Genomic DNA, 21,505 nt, shown 5'->3' with positions numbered 1-21,505 from the left:
TCAAGGTAATCGTCATGGCTACTGCCGCTACCGATAATGCTTCGACAAACGACCAAAAAGATCAGAATGCGCCTAAGGATCAGGCCCAGCAAAAAGATCAGGCGCCTTCCAAGGACGCCAATCCGGGCAAGCGCAGGTTCTGGCTGTTGCTGGTCCTGGTGCTGGTCATTGTGGGCGCCTTGGGTATCTGGTTCTGGTACGAAAAGTACGGGCGCTGGAATGAAAGCACTGATGACGCCTACGTGAGCGGCAACGTGGTGGCGATCACGCCATTGGTAACCGGCACGGTAGTGAGCATTGGCGCCGACGACGGTGACTTGGTTCGAGAGGGACAAGTGTTGATTCAGTTTGACCCAAGCGATGCCGAAGTCGGCCTGCAAAGTGCTGAGGCAAACCTGGGCAAGACCGTGCGCCAAGTGCGCGGTTTGTACAGCAATGTCGACGGCATGAAAGCGCAGTTGGCAGCACAACGGGCTGAAGTGCAGAAAGCTCAGGACAACTTCAACCGTCGGAAAAACCTCGCGGCAGGCGGGGCGATTTCTCAGGAAGAGCTGTCCCATGCCCGTGACGATCTGACCACTGCTCAAAACAGTTTGAACAATGTGCAGCAGCAATTGGCGACCAGTTCGGCCTTGGTCGATGACACCGTTGTGTCCTCGCATCCGGACGTGAAAGCCGCCGCCGCGCAGTTGCGCCAGGCTTACTTGGCCAACGCTCGCAGTACCTTGGTCGCGCCGGTCACCGGATACGTGGCCAAGCGCACCGTTCAATTGGGTCAGCGGGTTCAGCCGGGCACGGCGTTGATGGCAGTGATTCCGCTCAATGAAGTGTGGATCGACGCCAACTTCAAGGAAACGCAACTGGGCATGATGCGCATCGGTCAGCAGGTCGACATTGAAGCGGATCTGTACGGCAGCGACGTGAAGTACACCGGTACCGTTGACAGTGTTGGCGCCGGTACGGGCAGTGCGTTTGCCCTGCTTCCTGCGCAGAACGCCACCGGTAACTGGATCAAGATCGTGCAGCGGATCCCGGTGCGTATTCACGTCAACTCGGATCAGTTGACCGAGCACCCATTGCGCATTGGCCTGTCCACTGTGGTCGATGTCAATCTCCACGACCAGAGCGGTCCGGTATTGGCGCAGCAACCGCCGAAGAAAGCGTTGTTCAGCACCAATATCTATGACAAACAGCTGGCCGACGCCGACGCAATGATCACGCGGTTGATTCACGAAAACAGTGCCGCCACTAGCAGCAAAACGGCTCAGCGCTGATACGCCAATCCATTAGCTCCGGCGCGTGTGCCGGAGCGCGGTTGAAGATTTAAAGGATTCGCGATGAGCTCGAACGCCCCGGCCTCTTTTACACCGCCCAGCTTGTTGATGTGCACCATCGGCCTGTCTCTGGCGACCTTCATGCAGGTGCTCGACACCACCATCGCCAACGTCGCGTTGCCGACCATCGCCGGTAACCTGGGCGTGAGTTCGGAGCAAGGCACTTGGGTGATCACCTCGTTCGCGGTGAGTAACGCCATTGCGTTGCCTTTGACTGGCTGGCTTAGCCGTAGGGTCGGCGAAGTGAAGCTGTTTCTATGGGCCACGATCCTGTTCGTGATGGCTTCGTTCTTGTGTGGTATTTCCACCTCGATGCCTGAGCTGGTGGGTTTTCGGGTGTTGCAGGGCGTGGTCGCCGGGCCGTTGTACCCGATGACGCAAACCCTGCTTATAGCGGTTTACCCGCCGGCGAAAAGGGGGATGGCACTGGCATTGCTGGCGATGGTCACGGTGGTGGCGCCGATTGCCGGTCCGATTTTGGGCGGCTGGATTACCGACAGCTACAGCTGGCCTTGGATCTTCTTTATCAACGTCCCCATTGGGATTTTTGCGGCCTTGGTGGTGCGCTCGCAGATGCGCACCCGGCCGGTGGTCACCAGTCGTCAGCCGATGGATTACGTGGGGTTAATCACCTTGATTATCGGGGTCGGGGCGCTACAAATCGTGCTCGACAAGGGTAACGACCTGGATTGGTTCTCGTCCCATTTCATCATGATCGGGGCGGTGATCTCAGCGATCAGCCTGGCCATTTTTGTTATTTGGGAATTGACTGACAAACATCCGATCGTCAATTTGCGTCTGTTTGCCTACCGCAACTTCCGCATCGGCACCATTACGTTGGTGGGTGGTTACTCGGCGTTCTTCGGTATCAATCTATTGCTACCGCAATGGCTACAAACGCAAATGGGCTATACCGCGACTTACGCAGGTTTTGCGGTGGCGCCGCTCGGTGTTTTGCCAGTGTTGATGTCGCCCTTTGTCGGCAAATATGCGCACAAATTCGACATGCGACTGTTGGCCGGGATAGCTTTTTTCGCGATTGGACTCAGTTGCTTTATGCGCGCTGACTTCACCAGTCAGGTTGATTTCTATCACATCGCCATGGTGCAGCTGTTCATGGGGGCGGGCATTGCGCTGTTCTTCATGCCGACCTTGACCATTCTGCTGTCTGACCTGCCGCCCAACCAGATTGCCGACGGCTCTGGGCTGGCGACCTTCCTGCGCAACCTAGGCGGTAGTTTTGCGGCTTCCCTGACGACATGGATCTGGATTCGTCGGGCTAACCAGCACCATGCGTACCTGAGCGAAAGCATCAACGCCTACGAACCGGCAACTCGCGATGCAATCACCACGCTGGGCGGGGCGGGGAGTAAGGCCTATGCGCAACTTGAATCAGTGGTCAATGCTCAGGCCTACATGATGTCCACCGTGGACTACTTCTACATGCTGGGTTGGTGCTTCTTTGCGTTGATCATCTTGGTGTGGATGGCCAAACCACCGTTCACCGCGAAAGCCGGGCCTCCGGCAGGGCATTGATGCAGCACCTCCTACAGAAAATTTTCGCTGTGAAAATGAGGACAACGGTGGGAGTTGGCTTGCCAACGAAGGCGGTGGGTCAGGCGCTACCGAGTCAATCGGTTCGCAGGCAAGCCTGTCTCGCACAGACTCTCGCCGTGGCGCAGAGCGCGTTGGGCCCCAACAGAGCTAATGCCGCCGGTTACGGCGAAAGCTGGGGGGTCGGGTTATCTGGCACAAAATCAAACGCCGCTAACTGAAAGCCCTGTTCATCCACCTGCAATGCCCAGCCCTGACGATCCCAATCCCCTAACACAATCCGCTTAGCCGCCTCATCACCGAGCTGCAGTTTATGAATCGCGGGGCGGTGAGTGTGGCCATGAATCAACGTGTGCACGCCATATAGCGCCATGATGCGAGGCACTTCTTCCGGGGTGACGTCGACGATGTCGTTGGCTTTCATTCGGGTCTGCGCCTGGCTTTCATTGCGCAGTTTGCGCGCCAGCGTGTGCCGGGTGCTTAGCGGGAGATGACGCAGCACAAACAGCGTCAGTGGGTTGCGCAAGTAACGGCGCATGCGCATGTAGGCTTCGTCTCGGGTACACAGGCTGTCGCCGTGCATCAACAGCACCGGTTCGCCGTTAATTTGCACCACGCTGGGGTCATTCAATAACGTGCAGCCCGCGGCTTTACAGAAGGCGCGCCCGAGCATGAAGTCGCGATTACCGTGCATCAGGAAGATTTTAGTGCCGCTGTCGCTGAGTCGGCTCAGGGCTTGGCAGATCGAAAGCTGAAACGGCGACATCGCGTCGTCGCCGATCCAGGCCTCGAAGAAGTCTCCGAGGATGTACAGCGCTTGGGCTGCCTTTGCTCGCCCTTCAAGCAGACCAAGAAACGTCCGGGTAATGTCCGGGCGTTGTTCTTCCAGGTGCAAATCAGAAATCAGTAAGATCACTCAACGATCTCGGCGTTAGTGATGATCACATCTTCAGCCGGCACGTCTTGATGACCGGCTTTCATCGTGGTGGCAACGCCTTTGATCTTGTCCACCACGTCGGTGCCTTCGACCACGTGACCGAACACGGTGTAGCCCCAACCTTGAACGGTGGGTGCCGTGTGATTAAGGAATTCGTTGTCACCCACGTTAATGAAAAACTGGGAAGAGGCTGAGTGCGGCTCCATGGTGCGGGCCATGGCAACCGTGTATTTCTCGTTGGAAAGGCCATTGCTGGCTTCGTTCTTGATGGTGGCGCGGGTTTTCTTTTGCGCCATGCCGGGCTCAAAACCACCGCCCTGGATCATGAAGTTGCTGATGACCCGATGGAAAACAGTGTTGGCGTAATGGCCTTCTTTGACGTACTGCACAAAGTTGGCAACCGTTTCTGGCGCTTTCTCGGCGTTCAGTTCCAGGACGATGTCGCCGTGGTTAGTGCTCAATTTGACTTTGGACATTGAAAAATCGCTCGTTTTGATTTTTTGGAAGCGGCGCGCCGGTCGCAACACCTTGACAGCTTCGGCTATGATAAGCGCTTTGATTTAGTCGGCCTACCCAGGCCGCGCACTTGTACGCCCAAGGATCCTATGAGCAAGCCCACTGACTCCGCTGCGAATTCCAAGGCAGGACCTGCCGTTCCGACCAATTTCCTGCGCACAATCGTGCAGGCGGACCTGGATTCGGGCAAGCACACCAAGATCGTGACTCGCTTTCCGCCTGAGCCCAACGGTTACCTGCACATCGGCCACGCCAAGGCGATTTGTGTGAACTTCGGTCTGGCCCAGGAGTTCGGCGGTGAAACGCACTTGCGCTTCGATGACACCAACCCGGCCAAGGAAGACCAGGAATACATCGACGCCATCGAAAGCGACGTCAAGTGGCTGGGTTTCCAATGGTCCGGCGCAGTGCGCTATGCCTCGCAGTATTTCGACCAATTGCACGATTGGGCGGTCGAGCTGATCAAGGCCGGCAAAGCCTACGTCGATGACCTGACCCCAGAGCAAGCGCGCGAATACCGTGGCAGTTTGACCGAGCCGGGCAAGAACAGCCCCTTCCGTGAGCGCAGTGTCGAGGAAAACCTGGACCTGTTCGCCCGCATGAAGGCCGGCGAGTTCATCGACGGCGCTCGCGTGCTGCGGGCCAAGATCGACATGGCTTCACCGAACATGAACCTGCGCGACCCGATCCTGTATCGCATTCGTCATGCACATCACCATCAGACCGGTGATAAATGGTGCATTTACCCGATCTACGACTTCACTCACGGTCAGTCGGACGCCATTGAAGGCATCACCCATTCGATTTGCACCTTGGAATTCGAAAGCCACCGTCCGCTGTACGACTGGTTTCTCGACAACCTGCCGGTGCCGAGCAAGCCGCGCCAGTACGAGTTCTCGCGCCTGAACCTGAACTACACCATCACCAGCAAGCGCAAGCTCAAGCAGTTGGTCGATGAAAAACACGTGTTCGGTTGGGATGACCCACGGATGTCGACCTTGTCCGGCTTCCGTCGTCGCGGTTACACCCCGGCCTCGATTCGCAACTTCTGCGAAATGATCGGCACCAACCGTTCCGACGGCGTAGTGGATTTCGGCATGCTGGAATTCAGCATTCGTGACGACCTCGATCACAGTGCACCACGTGCCATGTGCGTGCTGCGTCCGCTGAAAGTCGTGATCACCAATTACCCGGAAGGTCAGGTCGAGAATCTGCAATTGGCCCGTCACCCGAAAGAAGACATGGGCGTGCGTGAACTGCCGTTTGCCCGTGAAATCTACATCGACCGTGATGACTTCATGGAAGAGCCGCCCAAGGGCTACAAGCGCCTGGAGCCAAACGGCGAAGTGCGGCTGCGTGGCAGCTACGTGATCCGCGCTGACGAGGCAATCAAGGATGCCGATGGCAACATCGTCGAGTTGCGTTGCTCGTACGACCCGCAAACCCTGGGCAAAAACCCAGAAGGCCGCAAGGTCAAAGGCGTTGTGCATTGGGTGCCGGCAGCGGCCAGCGTTGAATGTGAAGTGCGTTTGTACGATCGCCTGTTCCGTTCGCCAAATCCGGAAAAAGCCGACGACAGCGACAGTTTCCTGGACAACATCAACCCTGATTCCCTGCAAGTGCTGACGGGCTGTCGTGCAGAACCTTCACTGGCTCACGCGCAGCCGGAAGACCGTTTCCAGTTTGAACGCGAAGGTTATTTCTGCGCGGACATCAAGGACTCGAAACCCGGTCAGCCGGTCTTCAACCGTACGGTAACTCTGCGAGATTCGTGGAGTTAAGCCACGGCACTTGTGGTGGGAGCAGGCTTGCCTGCGAATGCTTGACGCGGTGTGGCTGAACAACTGCATCCGCTTTTCGCAGGCAAGCCGGCTCCCACAGGTATCAGCAAAACCGGGTTAGGGATTCAACGTGCTATCGATTTACAACACGCTCAGCAAGAGCAAAGAAGTGTTCACGCCGCTGGACGGCAACAAGGTGCGGATGTACGTGTGCGGGATGACCGTGTACGACTTCTGCCACATTGGTCACGGCCGCAGCATGGTGGCGTTCGACCTGGTCACCCGCTGGCTACGCTTTAGCGGCTATGACCTGACGTATGTTCGCAACGTCACGGACATCGACGACAAGATCATCAACCGTGCCCGTGACAACGGCGAGTCGTTCGACGCCCTCACCGCGCGCATGATTGAAGCGATGCACGAGGATGAGGCGCGCCTGAACATCTTGCCGCCTGACCTGGAGCCGCATGCCACCGATCATATCCCCGGCATGCACGCTATGATCCAGACCTTGATCGACAAGGGTTACGCCTACGCGCCGGGGAATGGCGACGTGTACTACCGCGTCGGAAAATTCCTAGGTTACGGCAAGCTCTCGCGCAAGAAAATCGAAGACCTGCGCATCGGCGCACGGATCGAGGTGGACGAATCGAAAGACGATCCGCTGGACTTCGTGCTCTGGAAAGCCGTTAAACCGGGTGAGCCAAGTTGGGAGTCGCCTTGGGGGGCAGGGCGTCCGGGCTGGCATATAGAGTGCTCGGTGATGTCGACCTGCTGCCTGGGCGAGACCTTCGATATTCATGGCGGCGGTAACGATCTTGAGTTCCCGCACCACGAAAACGAAATCGCCCAGAGCGAGGCCGCTACGGGTAAGCCGTATGCCACTACCTGGATGCACTGCGGAATGATTCGCATCAATGGCGAGAAGATGTCCAAGTCGTTGAACAACTTCTTCACCATCCGCGACGTGCTGGAAAAGTATCAGCCGGAAGTGGTGCGCTACCTGTTGGTGTCCAGCCATTACCGCAGCTCCATCAACTACTCCGAAGACAGCCTGAAAGAATCCAAAGGCGCGCTGGAGCGGTTTTATCACGCGCTTAAAGGTTTGCCAGCTGTGGCGCCCGCTGGCGGCGAAGCGTTTGTTGAACGTTTCTCTGCGGCCATGAACGACGACTTCGGGACGCCGGAAGCCTGTGCGGTCTTGTTCGAGATGGTGCGTGAGATTAACCGCTTGCGTGACACCGACCTAAACGCCGCCGCCGGTTTGGCCGCACGGTTGAAAGAATTGGCCAGTGTGCTGGGTGTCTTGCAGCTCGAAGCCGATGATTTCCTGCGTGCTGGGGCGCAAGGTCGGGTTGATGCGGCAGAAATCGAAGCGCTGATTCAGGCCCGACTAACGGCCCGTGCCGACAAAGACTGGGCCGCTTCCGACCGCATCCGCGACCAACTCACCGCCATGGGCGTGGTGCTGGAAGACGGAAAGGGCGGGACGACCTGGCGTTTGGCTGATTGATAAAAGTCTTTGTAGCAGCCTACGGGTTGGCGAGGCGATCGATGGAGTGTGTCTGCCAAATCGCCAACACGTAGGCTCTACAGGGAGTGTGGGTGTTACGTGATTCGTTGCTCGCGCAATCGCTTGTACAGCGTGTTGCGGCTCAGCCCCAGTTGCTTGGCCAGTTGCGAGATATTGCCGCCGGCGGCGCGCAATAACTGCTGCAAGTCATCCGAGGTTTCCGCTTCGGTCGGGGCCGTGGCATCCTCCAGATCGGCAAAAAAATCGTCCGGCAAATACTCGGTGGTGATGAGTTTTTCATCTGCTAACGCCAGGGCGACCTGAATCACGCTACTGAGCTGGCGTAAGTTGCCCGGCCACGGGTGCCGATGAAACAGCCGTTGCACCTCGAGCGCAAAACCCGCGTGCTGATGGGGTTCACGGTGTTGTTCCCATAACTGCTGAAACAGCGCGCCTTTGTCGGTGCGGTGACGCAGGGGTGGAAGTTCCAGCGTCAAGCCACTAATGCGGTAATACAGGTCCTGACGAAACTCCCCACCCTGAACCCTTTCGTGCAGGGGCGAATGGGTCGCGGATATCAACCGAATATCCACCGGGTGCAACTCGCTACTGCCCAGTGGCTGAACCACCCGTTCCTGCAGCACCCTTAACAAGCGGGCCTGCACCGCCAGCGGCATGTCGCCGATCTCATCCAGAAACAGCGTGCCCCTATCCGCTTTGCGAATCAGACCAACGCTGCCCCGCGGGTTGGCGCCGGTGAATGCACCCTTTTCATAACCGAACAGCTCTGCCTCGACCAATTCCGACGGAATCGCCGCGCAGTTGATGGCAATCAACGGCTGATGCGCTCTGGAGCTGGCGTGATGCAGCGCCTTAACGAACACCTCTTTGCCTACCCCGGTTTCGCCGTGGATCAACAAGGGGATATTTTTTTCCAGCAGGCGCTCTGCCTGACGTACGGCCTTCTCGACATAGGGATCACCCAAGGCGATGGCTGACAGGGTCAGCGGCTCATCAGGTCGTCGAATGACCGCAGCTGGTGCTACTCGTATCGGCGTCGATAAAGCCCTTGGGTGGCGCATCAAACAATGGAACCGGTTGTTTCGTGCGTCCAACAACGAAAATGACTGCCCCTCTTTTTGCTCCAGCAGTTGCCGCAACGAGTTCTTGAACAGGTATTCGATGTCGAGCTGCGGTGGGTTGACCCCTAGCAAACTTTCGGCGCGGCGATTGGCGCATACAACCCGACCACGCTCGTTAAAAATCAACAACCCGGCCCATTGGCTGTCGAGGTTGTTGACGCCGGTATTGAACGTCAGTTGGAAATGAACGTCTTGGAACTGGTTAAGAATCAGCCGGTTTTCCACCGTCTGACTCATCATTTTCACCATTCCCAAGGTGTGAGAGGGTGGCAGAAAGCTGTCACTGGACACATCGAGGACGGCGATCATCTGCCTGGCGGGATCAAAGATCGGCGCTGCCGAGCCGGTCATGAATCGGTTAGCGGTGAGGAAGTGTTCATCGTGTTCAATATGAACCGCTTGTTCACAGGCCAAGGCAGTGCCGATGGCGTTGGTGCCGGTGCCGCTTTCAATCCAGCAGGCCCCGGCCATAAAACCCTGGTTTTCGTTTGATTCTACGAAACGCTGCTTACCCCATGACTTCAATAATCGGCCTTGATTGTCGGCAAGCAGAATCAGGCAATTTGAGTTGCTGAGGATGTTTTCATAAAACGGTAGCACTTCCTGATGCGTCGTTTGCGCCAGTGCGTGGTGACGCTCCAGTAACTGGGAGATCTGGTCGGCAGGCAGTTGGCCAAACGTAGGCTTGGACTGATGATTCAGGCCAAATTCGCGGCAGCGCGTCCATGAGTCCCTAATGATTGTCTCGTGCGCAAGCGATCGGCTAGAACGGGTCATAAAGGAAGTCCCTGTGGGTTCTTATTGTTCTTGTGGTCAGTGCTTGCGGCAAATTTCTTAGCGTAGTCGCCATGCGTGTCACGCCCATCAGTGTTGTTCAAGGTTGTTCAAAGTCAATGTTGATTCTGTTCAATTGTTCAATCTTAGATGAGCGGTGCTGAAGTAGTTAGTTTCCTATGTTAGTTAAAAATGACTACTAATCAGCACGATACATAAATTGATATGGTGACTAATCGAGTTGGCATGATTGTCGCTATGCAACAACGTCACACCGCTGTCCGGGACCTCCAATAATAAAATAGGGCACGCCATGTCGTTAACGTTAGAGCGCGTTAGTCGCTCCGTCGAAGGCCAGATTTGGATCGACGACGCCAACCTGAACTTCGAGGCTGGGTCGTTCAATGTGCTGCTGGGCCGCACCTTGTCTGGCAAAACCAGCTTGATGCGCCTGATGGCCGGGTTGGACAAACCGGACAGTGGAAGGGTCTTGATGAACGGCGTCGATGTCACCCAGACTTCGGTGCGCCATCGCAACGTCTCGATGGTCTATCAGCAATTCATCAACTACCCGACCATGACGGTCTTTGACAATATTGCGTCGCCGCTACGTCAAGCCGGGGTGTCGAAAGAACTGATTCAGAGCAAAGTCCTGGAAACAGCACGCATGTTGCGGATCGAGAAGTTTCTGCCGCGTTATCCTTTAGAGTTGTCAGGCGGCCAACAGCAACGTACCGCCATGGCCCGAGCCTTAGTTAAAGATGCCCAACTGATTCTGTTCGATGAGCCTTTGGTGAATCTTGACTATAAGTTGCGTGAAGAGCTGCGCCAAGAGATGCGCGAGCTGTTTGAAGCGCGCCACACCATCGCGATTTATGCCACCACCGAACCCAACGAAGCGCTGGCATTGGGCGGTACCACCACGGTGTTGCACGAGGGGCGAGTGATACAAAGCGGCAGGACGCCGGAGGTGTACCACCAACCGAAAACGGTATTGGCCGCTGAGTTGTTTTCCGAACCGCCGATCAACTTGATGCCGGGACGAATTGAGGGCAACGAAGTCAGTTTTGCCAATTTCGTGCATTTTCCACTGAACGTTGATCTGCGCTCGATTGGCGAGGGTGAATATCGATTCGGCGTACGTCCCAGCCACCTCAGCCTGGTGCCGTCCAACGACGATGACTTGGAGTTGGCGGTGACGGTGGAAGTCGCGGAAATCAGCGGCTCAGAGACCTTTCTGCATGTGCGTAACGAACACTTCCTACTGGTTCTGCACTTACCGGGGGTGCACGAGTACGACGTCGATGCGCCGATCAGTATTTACATCCCGACGCATAAATTATTCGTCTTCGATCAGCAAGGTCAGCTGATCCAGGCGCCCAGCCGCCGAATTGCGAGGGTTGCCTGATGGCCGAAATTCGCTTGCAGAAACTGGCCCACAGCTACAGCCGCCAGCCCAGCAGCCCTGACGATTACGCGATTCGTGAGATGAATCACATTTGGGAGCAGGGCGGTGCCTACGCCTTGCTCGGGCCGTCTGGCTGCGGCAAATCGACGTTGTTGAATATTATTTCCGGGTTGCTGAGTCCTTCAGAGGGGCAGGTGTTGTTTGACTCGAAGGTGGTTAATGACCTGACGCCCGAGAAGCGCAACATTGCTCAGGTTTTTCAGTTCCCGGTGGTCTACGACACCATGACGGTGTACGACAACTTGGCATTTCCCCTGCGTAATCAAGGCATGGCGGAGAATAAAATTCGGATCAAAGTCCAGGAAATCGCCGACATTCTGGACCTGCAAGCGCTGCTAAAAAAGAAGGCCCGCAACCTCACTGCTGACGAGAAACAGAAAGTCTCCATGGGCCGTGGGCTGGTGCGGGACGACGTCTCAGCGATTCTGTTTGATGAGCCGCTGACGGTCATCGACCCGCACTTAAAGTGGAAGCTGCGGCGCAAGCTCAAGCAGATTCATGAGCAGTTCAACATCACCATGGTCTACGTCACCCATGACCAATTGGAGGCGTCGACCTTTGCCGACAAGATTGCGGTGATGTACGGCGGGCAGATCGTTCAGTTCGGAACACCTCGCGAGCTGTTCGAGCGACCTCGCCACACCTTCGTGGGCTACTTCATTGGCAGTCCGGGCATGAACCTGATCGAGGTTCAGCCTCAGGCCGGTGGCGTCGGCTTCGGTGATGTTCATCTGCCGCTGCCCGAGGCGTTGCTGCGGCAGATTGCCGACACCCAATGGACCCACTTGAAAGTCGGGATTCGGCCGGAGTTCGTACATGTCTGGGAAGGCCCCTTCGATGATGCATTGCGCGCGGATGTCTCCCATATCGAGGACCTCGGGACCTACAAAATCCTGACGCTGACCTTGGCCGGGCAAATGCTCAAGGTGCGGATTCAGGAAGACAAGCCGATACCTGAGAGCCACGCCTGGATCAGCTTCCCGGCCCAATGGTTGATGGTCTATGCCGACGACTACCTGCTGGAGGTCAGCCCGTGAACAAGGTCCAGAACAACAAGGCTTGGTGGCTGGTCCTCCCGGTGTTCCTGTTGGTGGCCTTCAGCGCGATTATTCCGATGATGACCGTGGTCAATTATTCGGTGCAGGACATTTTTGACTTGTCGAGTCGGTATTTCGTCGGGGCCGACTGGTTCAGGCAGGTGCTACAAGACCCGCGACTGCATGACTCGTTGCTGCGCCAGTTCATCTACTCGTTCTGCGTCCTGCTGATCGAAATCCCGCTGGGCATCGGCATCGCCCTGACCATGCCAACCAAGGGGCGCTGGTCATCGGTGTGCCTGATTGTGATGACCATTCCTTTGCTGATTCCGTGGAACGTGGTGGGGACGATCTGGCAGATTTTCGGCCGTAGCGATATCGGCCTGCTGGGCTGGGCCCTGAACAAGATCGGCATGAATTACAACTACGCGGCCAACGCCTCGGACGCCTGGGCGACGGTGCTGCTCATCGACGTCTGGCATTGGACCTCGCTGGTGGCGCTGTTGTGCTACTCCGGTCTGCGCGCCATTCCGGACGTGTACTACCAGGCCGCGCGTATCGATCGTGCGTCGAGTTGGGCGGTTTTCCGACATATCCAGTTGCCAAAGATGAAGAGCGTGCTGTTGATCGCCGTGATGCTGCGTTTCATGGACAGCTTCATGATCTACACCGAGCCGTTCGTGCTCACGGGCGGCGGTCCGGGCAACTCCACGACGTTCCTCAGCCAGACCCTGACTACCATGGCGCTGGGGCAGTTCGACCTGGGCCCGGCGGCTGCGTTCTCGCTGGTGTATTTCCTGATCATCCTGTTGGTGTCGTGGGTGTTTTATACCGCCATGACCCACGGCGAAATGAACTGAGGTTCGGCCATGAGACTGGGGAAAATGAAGCTGCAAAAAGTCGTGCCGTTGTGGATCTACATCCTGTTCTTGCTGGTACCGATCTATTGGCTGGTGAATATGTCATTCAAGACCAACACCGAGATTCTCGGTGGTCTGACCTTGTGGCCGCAGGACTTCACGATGGCCAACTACCACATGATTTTTACCGATCCCGTTTGGTACAACGGCTATCTCAACTCGTTGTATTACGTGTGCCTCAATACTGTCATTTCCCTTAGCGTGGCACTGCCGGCAGCCTATGCCTTTTCCCGCTATCGCTTCCTCGGTGACAAACATTTGTTTTTCTGGCTGCTGACCAATCGCATGGCACCACCGGCGGTGTTCCTGCTGCCGTTCTTCCAGTTGTATTCATCCATCGGCCTGTTCGACACCACTCTGGCGGTCGCCTTGGCCCACTGCCTGTTCAACGTGCCGTTGGCGGTCTGGATTCTGGAAGGCTTCATGTCCGGCGTGCCCAAGGAAATCGATGAAACGGCTTACATCGACGGCTACAGCTTTCCCAAATTCTTCGTGAAGATATTCATCCCATTGATTGGCTCCGGTATCGGCGTAACAGCGTTCTTTTGCTTCATGTTTTCTTGGGTCGAGCTGCTGCTGGCGAGAACCCTGACCTCGGTCAACGCCAAGCCGATTGCGGCGGTCATGACGCGCACGGTATCGGCGTCGGGGATCGATTGGGGGGTGCTGGCAGCGGCGGGGGTGTTGACCATTCTGCCCGGCATGCTGGTGATCTGGTTTGTTCGTAATCATGTGGCCAAGGGCTTTGCCTTGGGTCGGGTTTGAGGAGCTGAGACATGGGGTGGATGGCCTGGACGTCCCTGACCGCTACGTTTTTCTGCTGCATCGGTGTGCTGCTAGCCAGCATGACGGTGTGGGAGTTGCGCTCGCCGAGTATTGCGCGCCGTGGGTTTTTGCCGATTGCCACCAGTCGTGGTGATCGTTTGTTTATCGGTCTTCTCGGAAGCGCCTTCCTGCATTTGCTGGTCATTGGCGCAACCGACTGGAGCATCTGGGTCGCGTCGCTGATGTCCCTGGTGTGGTTGTTAGTGTTGATGCGTTGGGGTTGAAAGATGGATGTTCGCGGGCAGTGGAGGCGACGTGATCAGTAGGTCCCGTAAGAATCTGGCGACGTTGGAATCAAACATTTGGAGGTGTCTATGTTCAACAAAAACAACAAACTTCGACATAGCGTGGCGCTCGCTTCGCTGCTGGCCCTCAGCGGATTGAGCGTGTCGGCCTGGGCGGATGCTTATGAAGATGCGGCCAAGAAATGGATCGGTGATGAATTCAAGCCATCGACCCTGACCCCGGAGCAACAGTTTGCCGAAATGCAGTGGTTCATCAAGACCGCCGAACCCTTTCGCGGCATGAGCATCAAGGTGGTGTCGGAATCGTTGACGACTCACAAATATGAGTCTGAGACGCTGGCGAAAGCATTCACCGAAATCACCGGGATCAAGGTTACGCATGACGTGATGCAAGAGGGCGATGTGATTGAGAAACTGCAAACCTCCCTGCAATCGGAGGGCAGGAGTATCTACGATGGCTGGGTAAACGATTCCGATTTGATTGGTACCCATTTTCGTTACAACAAGACGGAATCTCTGACTGATCTGATGGCCAACGAGGGCAAGAATTACACGTCGCCCACCTTGGACGTCAAAGACTTCATCGGAACGTCGTTCACCACTGCGCCGGATGGCAAGCTGTATCAACTGCCCGACCAACAATTTGCCAATCTGTACTGGTTCCGTGCTGACTGGTTTGAGCGCCCGGACCTGAAAGCCAAGTTCAAGGCTAAATACGGTTACGAACTGGGAGTGCCCGTTAACTGGTCAGCCTATGAAGACATCGCCGAGTTCTTCAGCAACGACGTCAAGGAAATCGACGGCAAGAAGGTCTATGGGCACATGGACTACGGCAAAAAAGACCCGTCTCTGGGTTGGCGCTTCACCGACGCCTGGTTCTCCATGGCAGGGGGTGGCGACAAAGGCCTGCCTAACGGCAAGCCGGTGGATGAGTGGGGGATTCGGGTTGAGGGTTGCCACCCGGCGGGTTCAAGCATTACCCGTGGTGGCGACACCAATGGTCCGGCGGCGGTGTATGCCACGCAGAAATACATCGACTGGCTCAAGGCCTATGCACCACCGGCTGCAGCGGGCATGACCTTTTCCGAAGCAGGGCCGGTACCGGCGCAGGGCAACATTGCGCAACAGATCTTTTGGTACTCGGCCTTTACCGCTGACATGACCAAACCAGGGCCGGTGATGAACGCCGACGGCACGCCGAAATGGCGCATGGCGCCGTCGCCTAAAGGCCCATATTGGAAAGACGGCATGAAGCTCGGTTACCAGGACGTAGGGTCTTGGACCTTTCTGAAGACCACGCCCGAGAAGGAAAAACTCGCAGCCTGGTTGTACGCGCAGTTCGTGACCTCGAAAACCGTGTCTCTGAAGAAAACTATCGTCGGCCTGACGCCGATTCGTGAGTCTGACATCAACTCCCAAGCCATGACCGATCTGGCGCCAAAGCTTGGCGGACTGGTGGAGTTCTACCGCAGCCCGGCCCGAGTGCAGTGGACGCCGACCGGTACCAACGTGCCGGATTATCCGAAGCTGGCACAACTCTGGTGGCCGCATGTGGCTGAAGCAGTGACCGGTGAAAAAACCGCGCAGCAGGCATTGGATGGTTTGGCCAAGGATCAGGATGATCTGATGACTCGTATCGAGCGTTCCAAGGTGCAGGATGCCAGCGGTTGTGGGCCGAAGATGAACCCAATCACGACAGCGGAGGAGTGGTACAAAAAAGGCGAGGAAGCTGGCGGCACAGCTCCGCAACGCAAGCTGGCCAACGAGAAGCCAAAAGGCGAAACGATCGGCTACAACGAGTTGCTGAAGTCTTGGAAAGACGCCAGTACCTTGAAATCTGCCGCTAAATAGGCAGTGTTGAAACTAAAAAACGGCAGCCCGGAGGTGCCGTTTTTTTTCTACCTACAGTCGCAATTTCCTGTAGGAGCCAACGTGTTGGCGAACGGTTGGCTGCGTTGCCTGTAGGACCGAATTTATTCGGGAAGCGTGCGACACGGTGTGTCTGATCAAACGCTTCGCCAACACGTTGGCTCTACAGAGTTTCATTTCAGACGTGAAGTGTTTCTGCCGCGTACAGGGTGTTTTCCAGTAAGCAAGCACGGGTCATCGGGCCGACGCCGCCAGGAACGGGGGTGATCCATCCTGCGCGGGGAAAAGCGGTTTCGTACACCACGTCGCCCACCAGCTTGCCGTCTTCCTGGCGGTTGATACCGACGTCAATGACGATTGCGCCTTCTTTGATCCACTCGCCCTTGACCAGACCCGGTTTGCCAGCAGCAACCACCACCAAATCGGCACGGCCCACATGGCCCGCTAAATCGCGAGTGAAGCGGTGGGTGACGGTGACGGTGCAACCGGCCAGCAACAGCTCCATTGCCATCGGGCGGCCAACGATGTTCGATGCGCCGACAACTACGGCGTCCAACCCATAAAGGTCAACACCGGTGCTTTCCAGCAGGATGATGATGCCTTTGGGGGTACAAGGGCGTAGCAGGGGAATGCGCTGGGCCAATCGACCGACGTTATACGGATGGAAACCATCGACGTCTTTGTCCGGGCGAATGCGCTCCAACAGTTTGGAGGCATCAAGATGTTCCGGCAGGGGTAACTGCAAGAGCACGCCATCAATATTGTCGTCGTTGTTGAGCCGATCAATCAGATTGGTCAGTTCATCCTGGGTGGTATAGGTGGGCAGGTCGTAGGCTTGCGAGAGAAAACCCACCTCTTCGCAGTCTTTGCGTTTGTGTGAGACATAAACCTGAGAGGCGGGATCGTTGCCCACCAGAATCACCGCCAAACCCGGCGTGCGCAGGCCCTGCTGGTGACGCTCGGCGACCCGTTTGGCGATCTGCTGGCGCAGGTTGGCTGCGATCGCTTTGCCGTCTATTAGTTTTGCAGTCATTACGCGTGATTAACCATCGAAAGGGATTGAAAAAGAGCGCGCATTCTCGCATGCCGTGACGCAAGGGCAAAGGCGCTTGGTTTGCATATTCTGCTAACCCCTTTATCTAGCTGAATTTTTTTCGAAAAAGAGTTGACGACTATCGGGGCCGTCTATAAGATTCGTCGCACTTGTCGGGCAGAGCCTAGCACTGGTCAAGAAAGTCAGGCAGAGTAGTTGGTTCGCTTGACGTGACTGAAAGCTCTTAATTTGTAGTCGTTAAAGATGCAGATTAAATAAGTGCCCGTAGCTCAGTTGGATAGAGCATCCGCCTTCTAAGCGGATGGTCGCAGGTTCGAGTCCTGCCGGGTGCGCCATTCAGGCAACTTTGGCACAAGTAACGTTGCATGTAGGCACCAGTCACACGCTATTTGGTGGGCGTAGCTCAGTTGGTAGAGCACGGGATTGTGACTCCCGTTGTCGAGGGTTCGATCCCCTTCGTCCACCCCATATTAGAAAAGGCGCCAGATCTAAACGTCTGGCGTCGTTGCTTCAAAAGCTTGACGCGCGGATGTGGTGGAATTGGTAGACACACTGGATTTAGGTTCCAGCGCCGCAAGGTGTGAGAGTTCGAGTCTCTCCGTCCGCACCAAATACAACTTTGCGAATGATGTATTCGCAGAGAGAAAAGAAGCCGCCTAGTGCGGCTTTTTTTTGTTTCTATATATTGGGTTTTTAGGTTTGGCGTCGACGGCTCATGCCGGTTTTTTCGACGTCAGGCGTGTTTTTGATAGGCGGTTTTTGGTTGGAAGGTTGGCTGTTGTAAGCCGGTGCGTCCTGCTTCCTTATATAGGGTAGGACTGCGCCAGACACTTCGCCTGCCCACTGGCATCAACTGTTCACAAGGATCGTCGTCGATCCCTCGCGCCGGTTGGATTCCACGCCGTTTATTTACCCTTTTTCAGTAGGGTGACTTCTTGAGTTTGACCCACTAGAATGCATGCCCTTGATTCTGGGGTCGGAAACGGCCGGCTAACGTTTGTGCAACGAGGAATATCCATGCAAGTTTCTGTTGAAAATACTACTGCTCTTGAGCGCCGCATGACCATTGGCGTGCCTTCCGAGCGCATCGAGACTGAAGTCAACAAGCGTCTGCAGCAAGCTGCCCGTAGTGCCAAAATCCCAGGCTTCCGTCCGGGTAAAGTGCCTATGAGCGTTATCCGTCAGCGTTATGAAGACGGTGCCCGTCAGGAAGCCTTGAGCGAACTGATCCAGGCAACTTTTTACGAAGCAGTGGTTGAGCAGAAGCTGAACCCGGCTGGCGCTCCGTCCGTAGAGCCAAAAACCTTTGAAAAAGGTAAAGACCTGGAATACATCGCTACGTTTGAAGTATTCCCGGAATTTACCGTTGCAGGCTTTGAGTCCATCGCTGTAGAACGTCTGAGTGCAGACGTGGCTGATACTGATCTGGACAAAATGCTCGAAATCCTGCGCAAGCAGAACGTTCGTTATGAAGCCGCCGAGCGCGTTGCTCAGAACGACGATCAATTGAATATTGATTTCGTTGGCAAGGTTGACGGCGAAGTATTCGCTGGCGGTTCGGCCACTGGCACTCAATTGGTATTGGGCTCCGGTCGCATGATTCCTGGTTTCGAAGAAGCCCTGGTCGGTGCTAAAGCTGGCGAAGAGCGGGTTCTGAACCTGACCTTCCCGGAAAACTACCAGAACCTTGACCTGGCTAACAAAGCCGTCGAGTTCACCGTGACCGTCAACACCGTCTCCGAGCCTAAATTGCCTGAGCTGAACGAAGAGTTCTTCACTCAGTTCGGTATCAAGGAATCGGGTGTTGAAGGTTTCCGCGTCGAAGTTCGCAAGAACATGGAGCGTGAGCTGCGTCAGGCGATCAAATCCAAGGTCAAAAATCAGGTAATGGACGGTCTGCTGGCTTCCAACCCGATCGACGTGCCTAAAGCGTTGCTCGACAACGAAGTCAACCGTCTGCGTGTTCAGGCCGTTCAGCAGTTCGGTGGCAACATCAAGCCTGACCAGCTGCCGGCAGAGCTGTTCACCGAACAAGCCAAGCGCCGAGTGGAGCTGGGCCTGATCGTTGCTGAAGTGGTCAAGCAGTTCGACCTCAAGCCAGACGACGCTCGCGTTCGTACCATGATTCAGGAAATGGCATCGGCTTACCAAGAGCCTGAGCAGGTTGTGTCCTGGTACTACAAGAACGATGAGCAACTGAACGAGGTTCGTTCGGTTGTGCTGGAAGAACAAGTTGTGGATACTGTTTTGCAGAAAGCTAGCGTGACCGATAAATCGGTCTCTTACGAAGAAGCTGTCAAGCCGGTTGAAGCTCCACAAGCCGACTGATTTTTTCTCTCGTTCGAAAACACCCATAAGCCAGCCTTCGTGCTGGCTTATGTGTATTCAAGAAATGACTATTTGGGAGTGAATGCAGGACATGTCCCGCAATTCTTATATTCAGCAGAACTCTGACATCCAGGCCGCTGGCGGCTTGGTCCCGATGGTTATCGAGCAGTCCGCCCGTGGCGAACGCGCCTATGACATCTACTCGCGCCTCCTTAAGGAGCGGGTGATCTTTCTGGTAGGTCCGGTAGAAGACTACATGGCCAACCTGATCGCGGCGCAACTGCTGTTCCTTGAAGCCGAAAATCCGGACAAGGACATCCATCTTTACATCAACTCACCAGGCGGTTCGGTGACTGCAGGGATGTCGATCTACGACACCATGCAATTCATCAAACCAGACGTGTCGACCATTTGCATCGGTCAGGCCTGCAGCATGGGTGCCTTGCTGTTAGCTGGCGGCGCCGCTAAAAAGCGTTATTGCCTGCCGAACTCGCGAATGATGATTCACCAGCCGTTGGGCGGCTTCCAGGGTCAAGCGTCGGATATCGACATTCATGCCAAGGAAATACTGTCCATTCGTGCTCGCCTGAATGAAATTCTGGCTCACCATACCGGGCAATCGATTGAGACGATCGAGCAAGACACCAATCGCGACAACTTCATGAGCGCCGAACGCGCTGCTGAATACGGTCTGATCGATCAGGTACTCACTCAGCGTCAAATGGCTAAGTAAGCAGCTCAATCGTGGGTGGTTGGAATTACTGACCACCTGCGGACTTGAAAAAGCCCGCAATAGCCTTCATCTTGTGTTGCAAGCCTACCGGATTGGATCGATCGAATGACTGACACTCGCAACGGCGAGGACAACGGCAAACTGCTCTATTGCTCCTTCTGTGGCAAAAGCCAGCATGAAGTGCGCAAATTGATTGCCGGCCCCTCGGTTTTTATCTGTGACGAATGCGTCGACCTGTGCAATGACATCATCCGAGAGGAGGTGCAAGAAGCTCAGGCTGAAAGCAGCGCGCACAAATTGCCATCGCCAAAGGAAATCAGCGGCATCCTTGATCAGTATGTGATTGGTCAAGAGCGTGCAAAAAAGGTTTTGGCCGTAGCGGTGTATAACCACTACAAGCGTCTGAACCAGCGTGACAAGAAAAATGATGATGTTGAACTGGGCAAAAGTAACATCCTGCTGATCGGCCCTACGGGTTCGGGCAAGACGTTGCTGGCTGAAACATTGGCCCGTTTGCTTAATGTTCCTTTCACCATCGCTGACGCCACCACCCTGACCGAAGCTGGTTATGTGGGTGAGGACGTTGAAAATATCATTCAGAAGCTGTTGCAGAAATGCGACTACGACGTAGAAAAAGCCCAAATGGGTATTGTCTACATCGATGAAATCGACAAGATTTCGCGCAAATCCGACAATCCTTCGATTACTCGCGACGTTTCTGGCGAAGGCGTGCAACAAGCTTTGCTGAAGCTGATCGAAGGCACCGTGGCTTCTGTTCCTCCTCAAGGGGGTCGCAAGCATCCACAGCAGGAATTCCTGCAAGTGGACACGCGTAACATCCTGTTTATCTGCGGCGGTGCATTCTCAGGCCTCGAAAAGGTTATTCAGAGCCGTTCCACTCGCGGCGGCATAGGCTTCAACGCCGAAGTTCGCAGCAAGGAAGAAGGCAAGAAGGTTGGCGAGTCGCTGCGTGAAGTCGAGCCTGACGATTTGGTCAAGTTCGGTCTGATCCCGGAATTCGTAGGCCGTCTGCCGGTTCTGGCGACGTTGGACGAATTGGATGAGGCTGCGTTGATGCAGATTCTTACCGAGCCGAAAAACGCGCTGACCAAGCAATATGCAAAATTGTTCGAAATGGAAGGTGTGGACCTTGAGTTCCGTGCTGATGCGTTGAAGTCCATCGCCAAACGTGCGCTTGAGCGCAAAACTGGCGCTCGGGGTCTTCGCTCCATTCTTGAGGGCGTTTTGCTCGACACCATGTACGAGATCCCTTCGCAGTCTGAAGTGAGCAAGGTGGTGATCGACGAGAGCGTCATCGAGGGCACGTCCAAGCCGCTGTTGATCTACGAAAACAGCGAGCCGCCTGCCAAGGCTGCTCCGGACGCGTAAGCAACAATTTGTAATGAAAAGGGGGCCTTCGGGTCCCCTTTTTCTTTATCTGCGCCAGCGCTTGTTTTTTTGGGGATCTACCCCCA

17 protein-coding genes and 3 tRNA genes are annotated in these 21,505 nt (G+C 55.7%); 16 read left to right on the top strand and 4 right to left on the bottom strand.

Going from position 1 to position 21,505, the window contains the following annotated elements; genetic code table 11:
* Window positions 1-14 precede the first annotated feature (14 nt).
* Together RHM59_RS09705 and RHM59_RS09700 are read left to right on the top strand one after the other, a co-directional pair.
* The gene (locus RHM59_RS09705) at window positions 15-1,274 is read left to right on the top strand and encodes an HlyD family efflux transporter periplasmic adaptor subunit (RefSeq protein ID WP_322165408.1); all 1,260 of its coding nucleotides are present in this window, start codon (window positions 15-17) and stop codon (window positions 1,272-1,274) included.
* A 63-nt stretch (window positions 1,275-1,337) separates the two neighbouring features.
* The gene (locus RHM59_RS09700; protein WP_322165407.1) at window positions 1,338-2,870 is read left to right on the top strand and encodes a DHA2 family efflux MFS transporter permease subunit; all 1,533 of its coding nucleotides are present in this window, start codon (window positions 1,338-1,340) and stop codon (window positions 2,868-2,870) included.
* Between the two features lie 181 nt (window positions 2,871-3,051).
* Here the strand turns inward: RHM59_RS09700 and RHM59_RS09695 are convergent, their stop codons facing one another.
* Window positions 3,052-3,804 (bottom strand): UDP-2,3-diacylglucosamine diphosphatase, encoded by a 753-nt coding sequence (locus RHM59_RS09695; RefSeq protein WP_322183614.1) that lies wholly within the window; start codon window positions 3,802-3,804, stop codon window positions 3,052-3,054.
* Entirely contained in the window at window positions 3,801-4,301 is a 501-nt protein-coding gene (locus RHM59_RS09690) for a peptidylprolyl isomerase (RefSeq protein WP_322165405.1), read from the bottom strand. The genes RHM59_RS09695 and RHM59_RS09690 overlap by 4 nt, the downstream gene beginning before the upstream one ends.
* 129 nt (window positions 4,302-4,430) lie before the next feature.
* Between RHM59_RS09690 and RHM59_RS09685 the strand changes: the two genes are divergently transcribed.
* Together RHM59_RS09685 and cysS are read left to right on the top strand one after the other, a co-directional pair.
* Window positions 4,431-6,122: a glutamine--tRNA ligase/YqeY domain fusion protein gene (locus tag RHM59_RS09685; protein ID WP_322165404.1), complete on the top strand. Its 1,692-nt coding sequence runs from the start codon at window positions 4,431-4,433 to the stop codon at window positions 6,120-6,122.
* 130 nt (window positions 6,123-6,252) lie between these two features.
* Window positions 6,253-7,635, top strand: a complete 1,383-nt coding sequence (gene cysS / locus RHM59_RS09680) for a cysteine--tRNA ligase (RefSeq protein ID WP_322165403.1) — start codon at window positions 6,253-6,255, stop codon at window positions 7,633-7,635.
* 95 nt (window positions 7,636-7,730) lie between these two features.
* Here the strand turns inward: cysS and RHM59_RS09675 are convergent, their stop codons facing one another.
* Window positions 7,731-9,554, bottom strand: coding sequence for a sigma-54-dependent Fis family transcriptional regulator (locus RHM59_RS09675; protein WP_322286477.1), 1,824 nt, complete (start codon window positions 9,552-9,554; stop codon window positions 7,731-7,733).
* A gap of 310 nt (window positions 9,555-9,864) precedes the next feature.
* Here RHM59_RS09675 and RHM59_RS09670 point away from each other — a divergent pair, with 310 nt between their 5' ends.
* From RHM59_RS09670 to RHM59_RS09645, 6 genes are all read left to right on the top strand, one after another.
* Window positions 9,865-10,959, top strand: a complete 1,095-nt coding sequence (locus RHM59_RS09670; protein WP_322165401.1) for an ABC transporter ATP-binding protein — start codon at window positions 9,865-9,867, stop codon at window positions 10,957-10,959.
* On the top strand, window positions 10,959-12,056 hold the full coding sequence (locus tag RHM59_RS09665; RefSeq protein WP_322183618.1) for an ABC transporter ATP-binding protein: 1,098 nt from the start codon (window positions 10,959-10,961) through the stop codon (window positions 12,054-12,056). Before RHM59_RS09670 ends, RHM59_RS09665 begins: the two co-directional genes overlap by 1 nt.
* The gene (locus RHM59_RS09660; RefSeq protein ID WP_322165399.1) at window positions 12,053-12,916 is read left to right on the top strand and encodes a sugar ABC transporter permease; all 864 of its coding nucleotides are present in this window, start codon (window positions 12,053-12,055) and stop codon (window positions 12,914-12,916) included. Before RHM59_RS09665 ends, RHM59_RS09660 begins: the two co-directional genes overlap by 4 nt.
* Before the next feature lie 24 nt (window positions 12,917-12,940).
* A complete protein-coding gene (locus tag RHM59_RS09655) occupies window positions 12,941-13,741 on the top strand; it encodes a carbohydrate ABC transporter permease (RefSeq protein WP_322165398.1) in 801 nt (266 codons plus the stop codon).
* 11 nt (window positions 13,742-13,752) lie between these two features.
* Window positions 13,753-14,025: a DUF2160 domain-containing protein gene (locus tag RHM59_RS09650; protein WP_322165397.1), complete on the top strand. Its 273-nt coding sequence runs from the start codon at window positions 13,753-13,755 to the stop codon at window positions 14,023-14,025.
* A gap of 90 nt (window positions 14,026-14,115) precedes the next feature.
* A complete protein-coding gene (locus tag RHM59_RS09645) occupies window positions 14,116-15,897 on the top strand; it encodes an ABC transporter substrate-binding protein (protein ID WP_322183620.1) in 1,782 nt (593 codons plus the stop codon).
* A gap of 196 nt (window positions 15,898-16,093) precedes the next feature.
* On the opposite strand, the gene folD is transcribed toward RHM59_RS09645, so the two are convergent.
* Window positions 16,094-16,948, bottom strand: a complete 855-nt coding sequence (folD, locus tag RHM59_RS09640) for a bifunctional methylenetetrahydrofolate dehydrogenase/methenyltetrahydrofolate cyclohydrolase FolD (RefSeq protein WP_322165395.1) — start codon at window positions 16,946-16,948, stop codon at window positions 16,094-16,096.
* Between the two features lie 279 nt (window positions 16,949-17,227).
* Between folD and RHM59_RS09635 the strand changes: the two genes are divergently transcribed.
* The 6 genes from RHM59_RS09635 to clpX all read left to right on the top strand — a co-directional run bounded on the left by RHM59_RS09635 (window position 17,228) and on the right by clpX (window position 21,419).
* Window positions 17,228-17,304, top strand: a tRNA-Arg gene (locus RHM59_RS09635).
* Between the two features lie 57 nt (window positions 17,305-17,361).
* Window positions 17,362-17,437 (top strand) — tRNA-His (locus tag RHM59_RS09630).
* A 57-nt stretch (window positions 17,438-17,494) separates the two neighbouring features.
* Window positions 17,495-17,579, top strand: a tRNA-Leu gene (locus RHM59_RS09625).
* Window positions 17,580-17,986: 407 nt separating this feature from the next.
* Entirely contained in the window at window positions 17,987-19,297 is a 1,311-nt protein-coding gene (tig, locus tag RHM59_RS09620; protein WP_322165394.1) for a trigger factor, read from the top strand.
* A gap of 91 nt (window positions 19,298-19,388) precedes the next feature.
* The gene (gene clpP / locus RHM59_RS09615; RefSeq protein WP_297835915.1) at window positions 19,389-20,030 is read left to right on the top strand and encodes an ATP-dependent Clp endopeptidase proteolytic subunit ClpP; all 642 of its coding nucleotides are present in this window, start codon (window positions 19,389-19,391) and stop codon (window positions 20,028-20,030) included.
* A 105-nt stretch (window positions 20,031-20,135) separates the two neighbouring features.
* Window positions 20,136-21,419 carry an ATP-dependent Clp protease ATP-binding subunit ClpX gene (clpX, locus tag RHM59_RS09610; RefSeq protein ID WP_322165393.1) on the top strand — a complete coding sequence of 428 codons (1,284 nt, stop codon included), beginning with the start codon at window positions 20,136-20,138 and terminating at the stop codon, window positions 21,417-21,419.
* Window positions 21,420-21,505 lie beyond the last annotated feature (86 nt).

The sequence above is a fragment of the Pseudomonas sp. MH10 genome (assembly GCF_034353045.1).
Lineage (GTDB): Bacteria > Pseudomonadota > Gammaproteobacteria > Pseudomonadales > Pseudomonadaceae > Aquipseudomonas.
This window is presented reverse-complemented; position numbering and strand designations above follow the sequence as displayed.

Excerpts from the sequence above, each read along its gene's own strand:
- RHM59_RS09700 (WP_322165407.1), top strand. The coding sequence starts at position 1,338 with ATGAGCTCGAACGCCCCGGCCTCTTTTACACCGCCCAGCTTGTTGATG.
- RHM59_RS09665 (WP_322183618.1), top strand. The coding sequence starts at position 10,959 with ATGGCCGAAATTCGCTTGCAGAAACTGGCCCACAGCTACAGCCGCCAG.
- RHM59_RS09650 (WP_322165397.1), top strand. The coding sequence starts at position 13,753 with ATGGGGTGGATGGCCTGGACGTCCCTGACCGCTACGTTTTTCTGCTGC.
- RHM59_RS09690 (WP_322165405.1), bottom strand. The coding sequence starts at position 4,301 with ATGTCCAAAGTCAAATTGAGCACTAACCACGGCGACATCGTCCTGGAA.
- RHM59_RS09685 (WP_322165404.1), top strand. The coding sequence starts at position 4,431 with ATGAGCAAGCCCACTGACTCCGCTGCGAATTCCAAGGCAGGACCTGCC.
- folD (WP_322165395.1), bottom strand. The coding sequence starts at position 16,948 with ATGACTGCAAAACTAATAGACGGCAAAGCGATCGCAGCCAACCTGCGC.
- RHM59_RS09670 (WP_322165401.1), top strand. The coding sequence starts at position 9,865 with ATGTCGTTAACGTTAGAGCGCGTTAGTCGCTCCGTCGAAGGCCAGATT.
- clpX (WP_322165393.1), top strand. The coding sequence starts at position 20,136 with ATGACTGACACTCGCAACGGCGAGGACAACGGCAAACTGCTCTATTGC.
- RHM59_RS09645 (WP_322183620.1), top strand. The coding sequence starts at position 14,116 with ATGTTCAACAAAAACAACAAACTTCGACATAGCGTGGCGCTCGCTTCG.
- tig (WP_322165394.1), top strand. The coding sequence starts at position 17,987 with ATGCAAGTTTCTGTTGAAAATACTACTGCTCTTGAGCGCCGCATGACC.
- RHM59_RS09705 (WP_322165408.1), top strand. The coding sequence starts at position 15 with ATGGCTACTGCCGCTACCGATAATGCTTCGACAAACGACCAAAAAGAT.
- RHM59_RS09655 (WP_322165398.1), top strand. The coding sequence starts at position 12,941 with ATGAAGCTGCAAAAAGTCGTGCCGTTGTGGATCTACATCCTGTTCTTG.
- clpP (WP_297835915.1), top strand. The coding sequence starts at position 19,389 with ATGTCCCGCAATTCTTATATTCAGCAGAACTCTGACATCCAGGCCGCT.
- RHM59_RS09675 (WP_322286477.1), bottom strand. The coding sequence starts at position 9,554 with ATGACCCGTTCTAGCCGATCGCTTGCGCACGAGACAATCATTAGGGAC.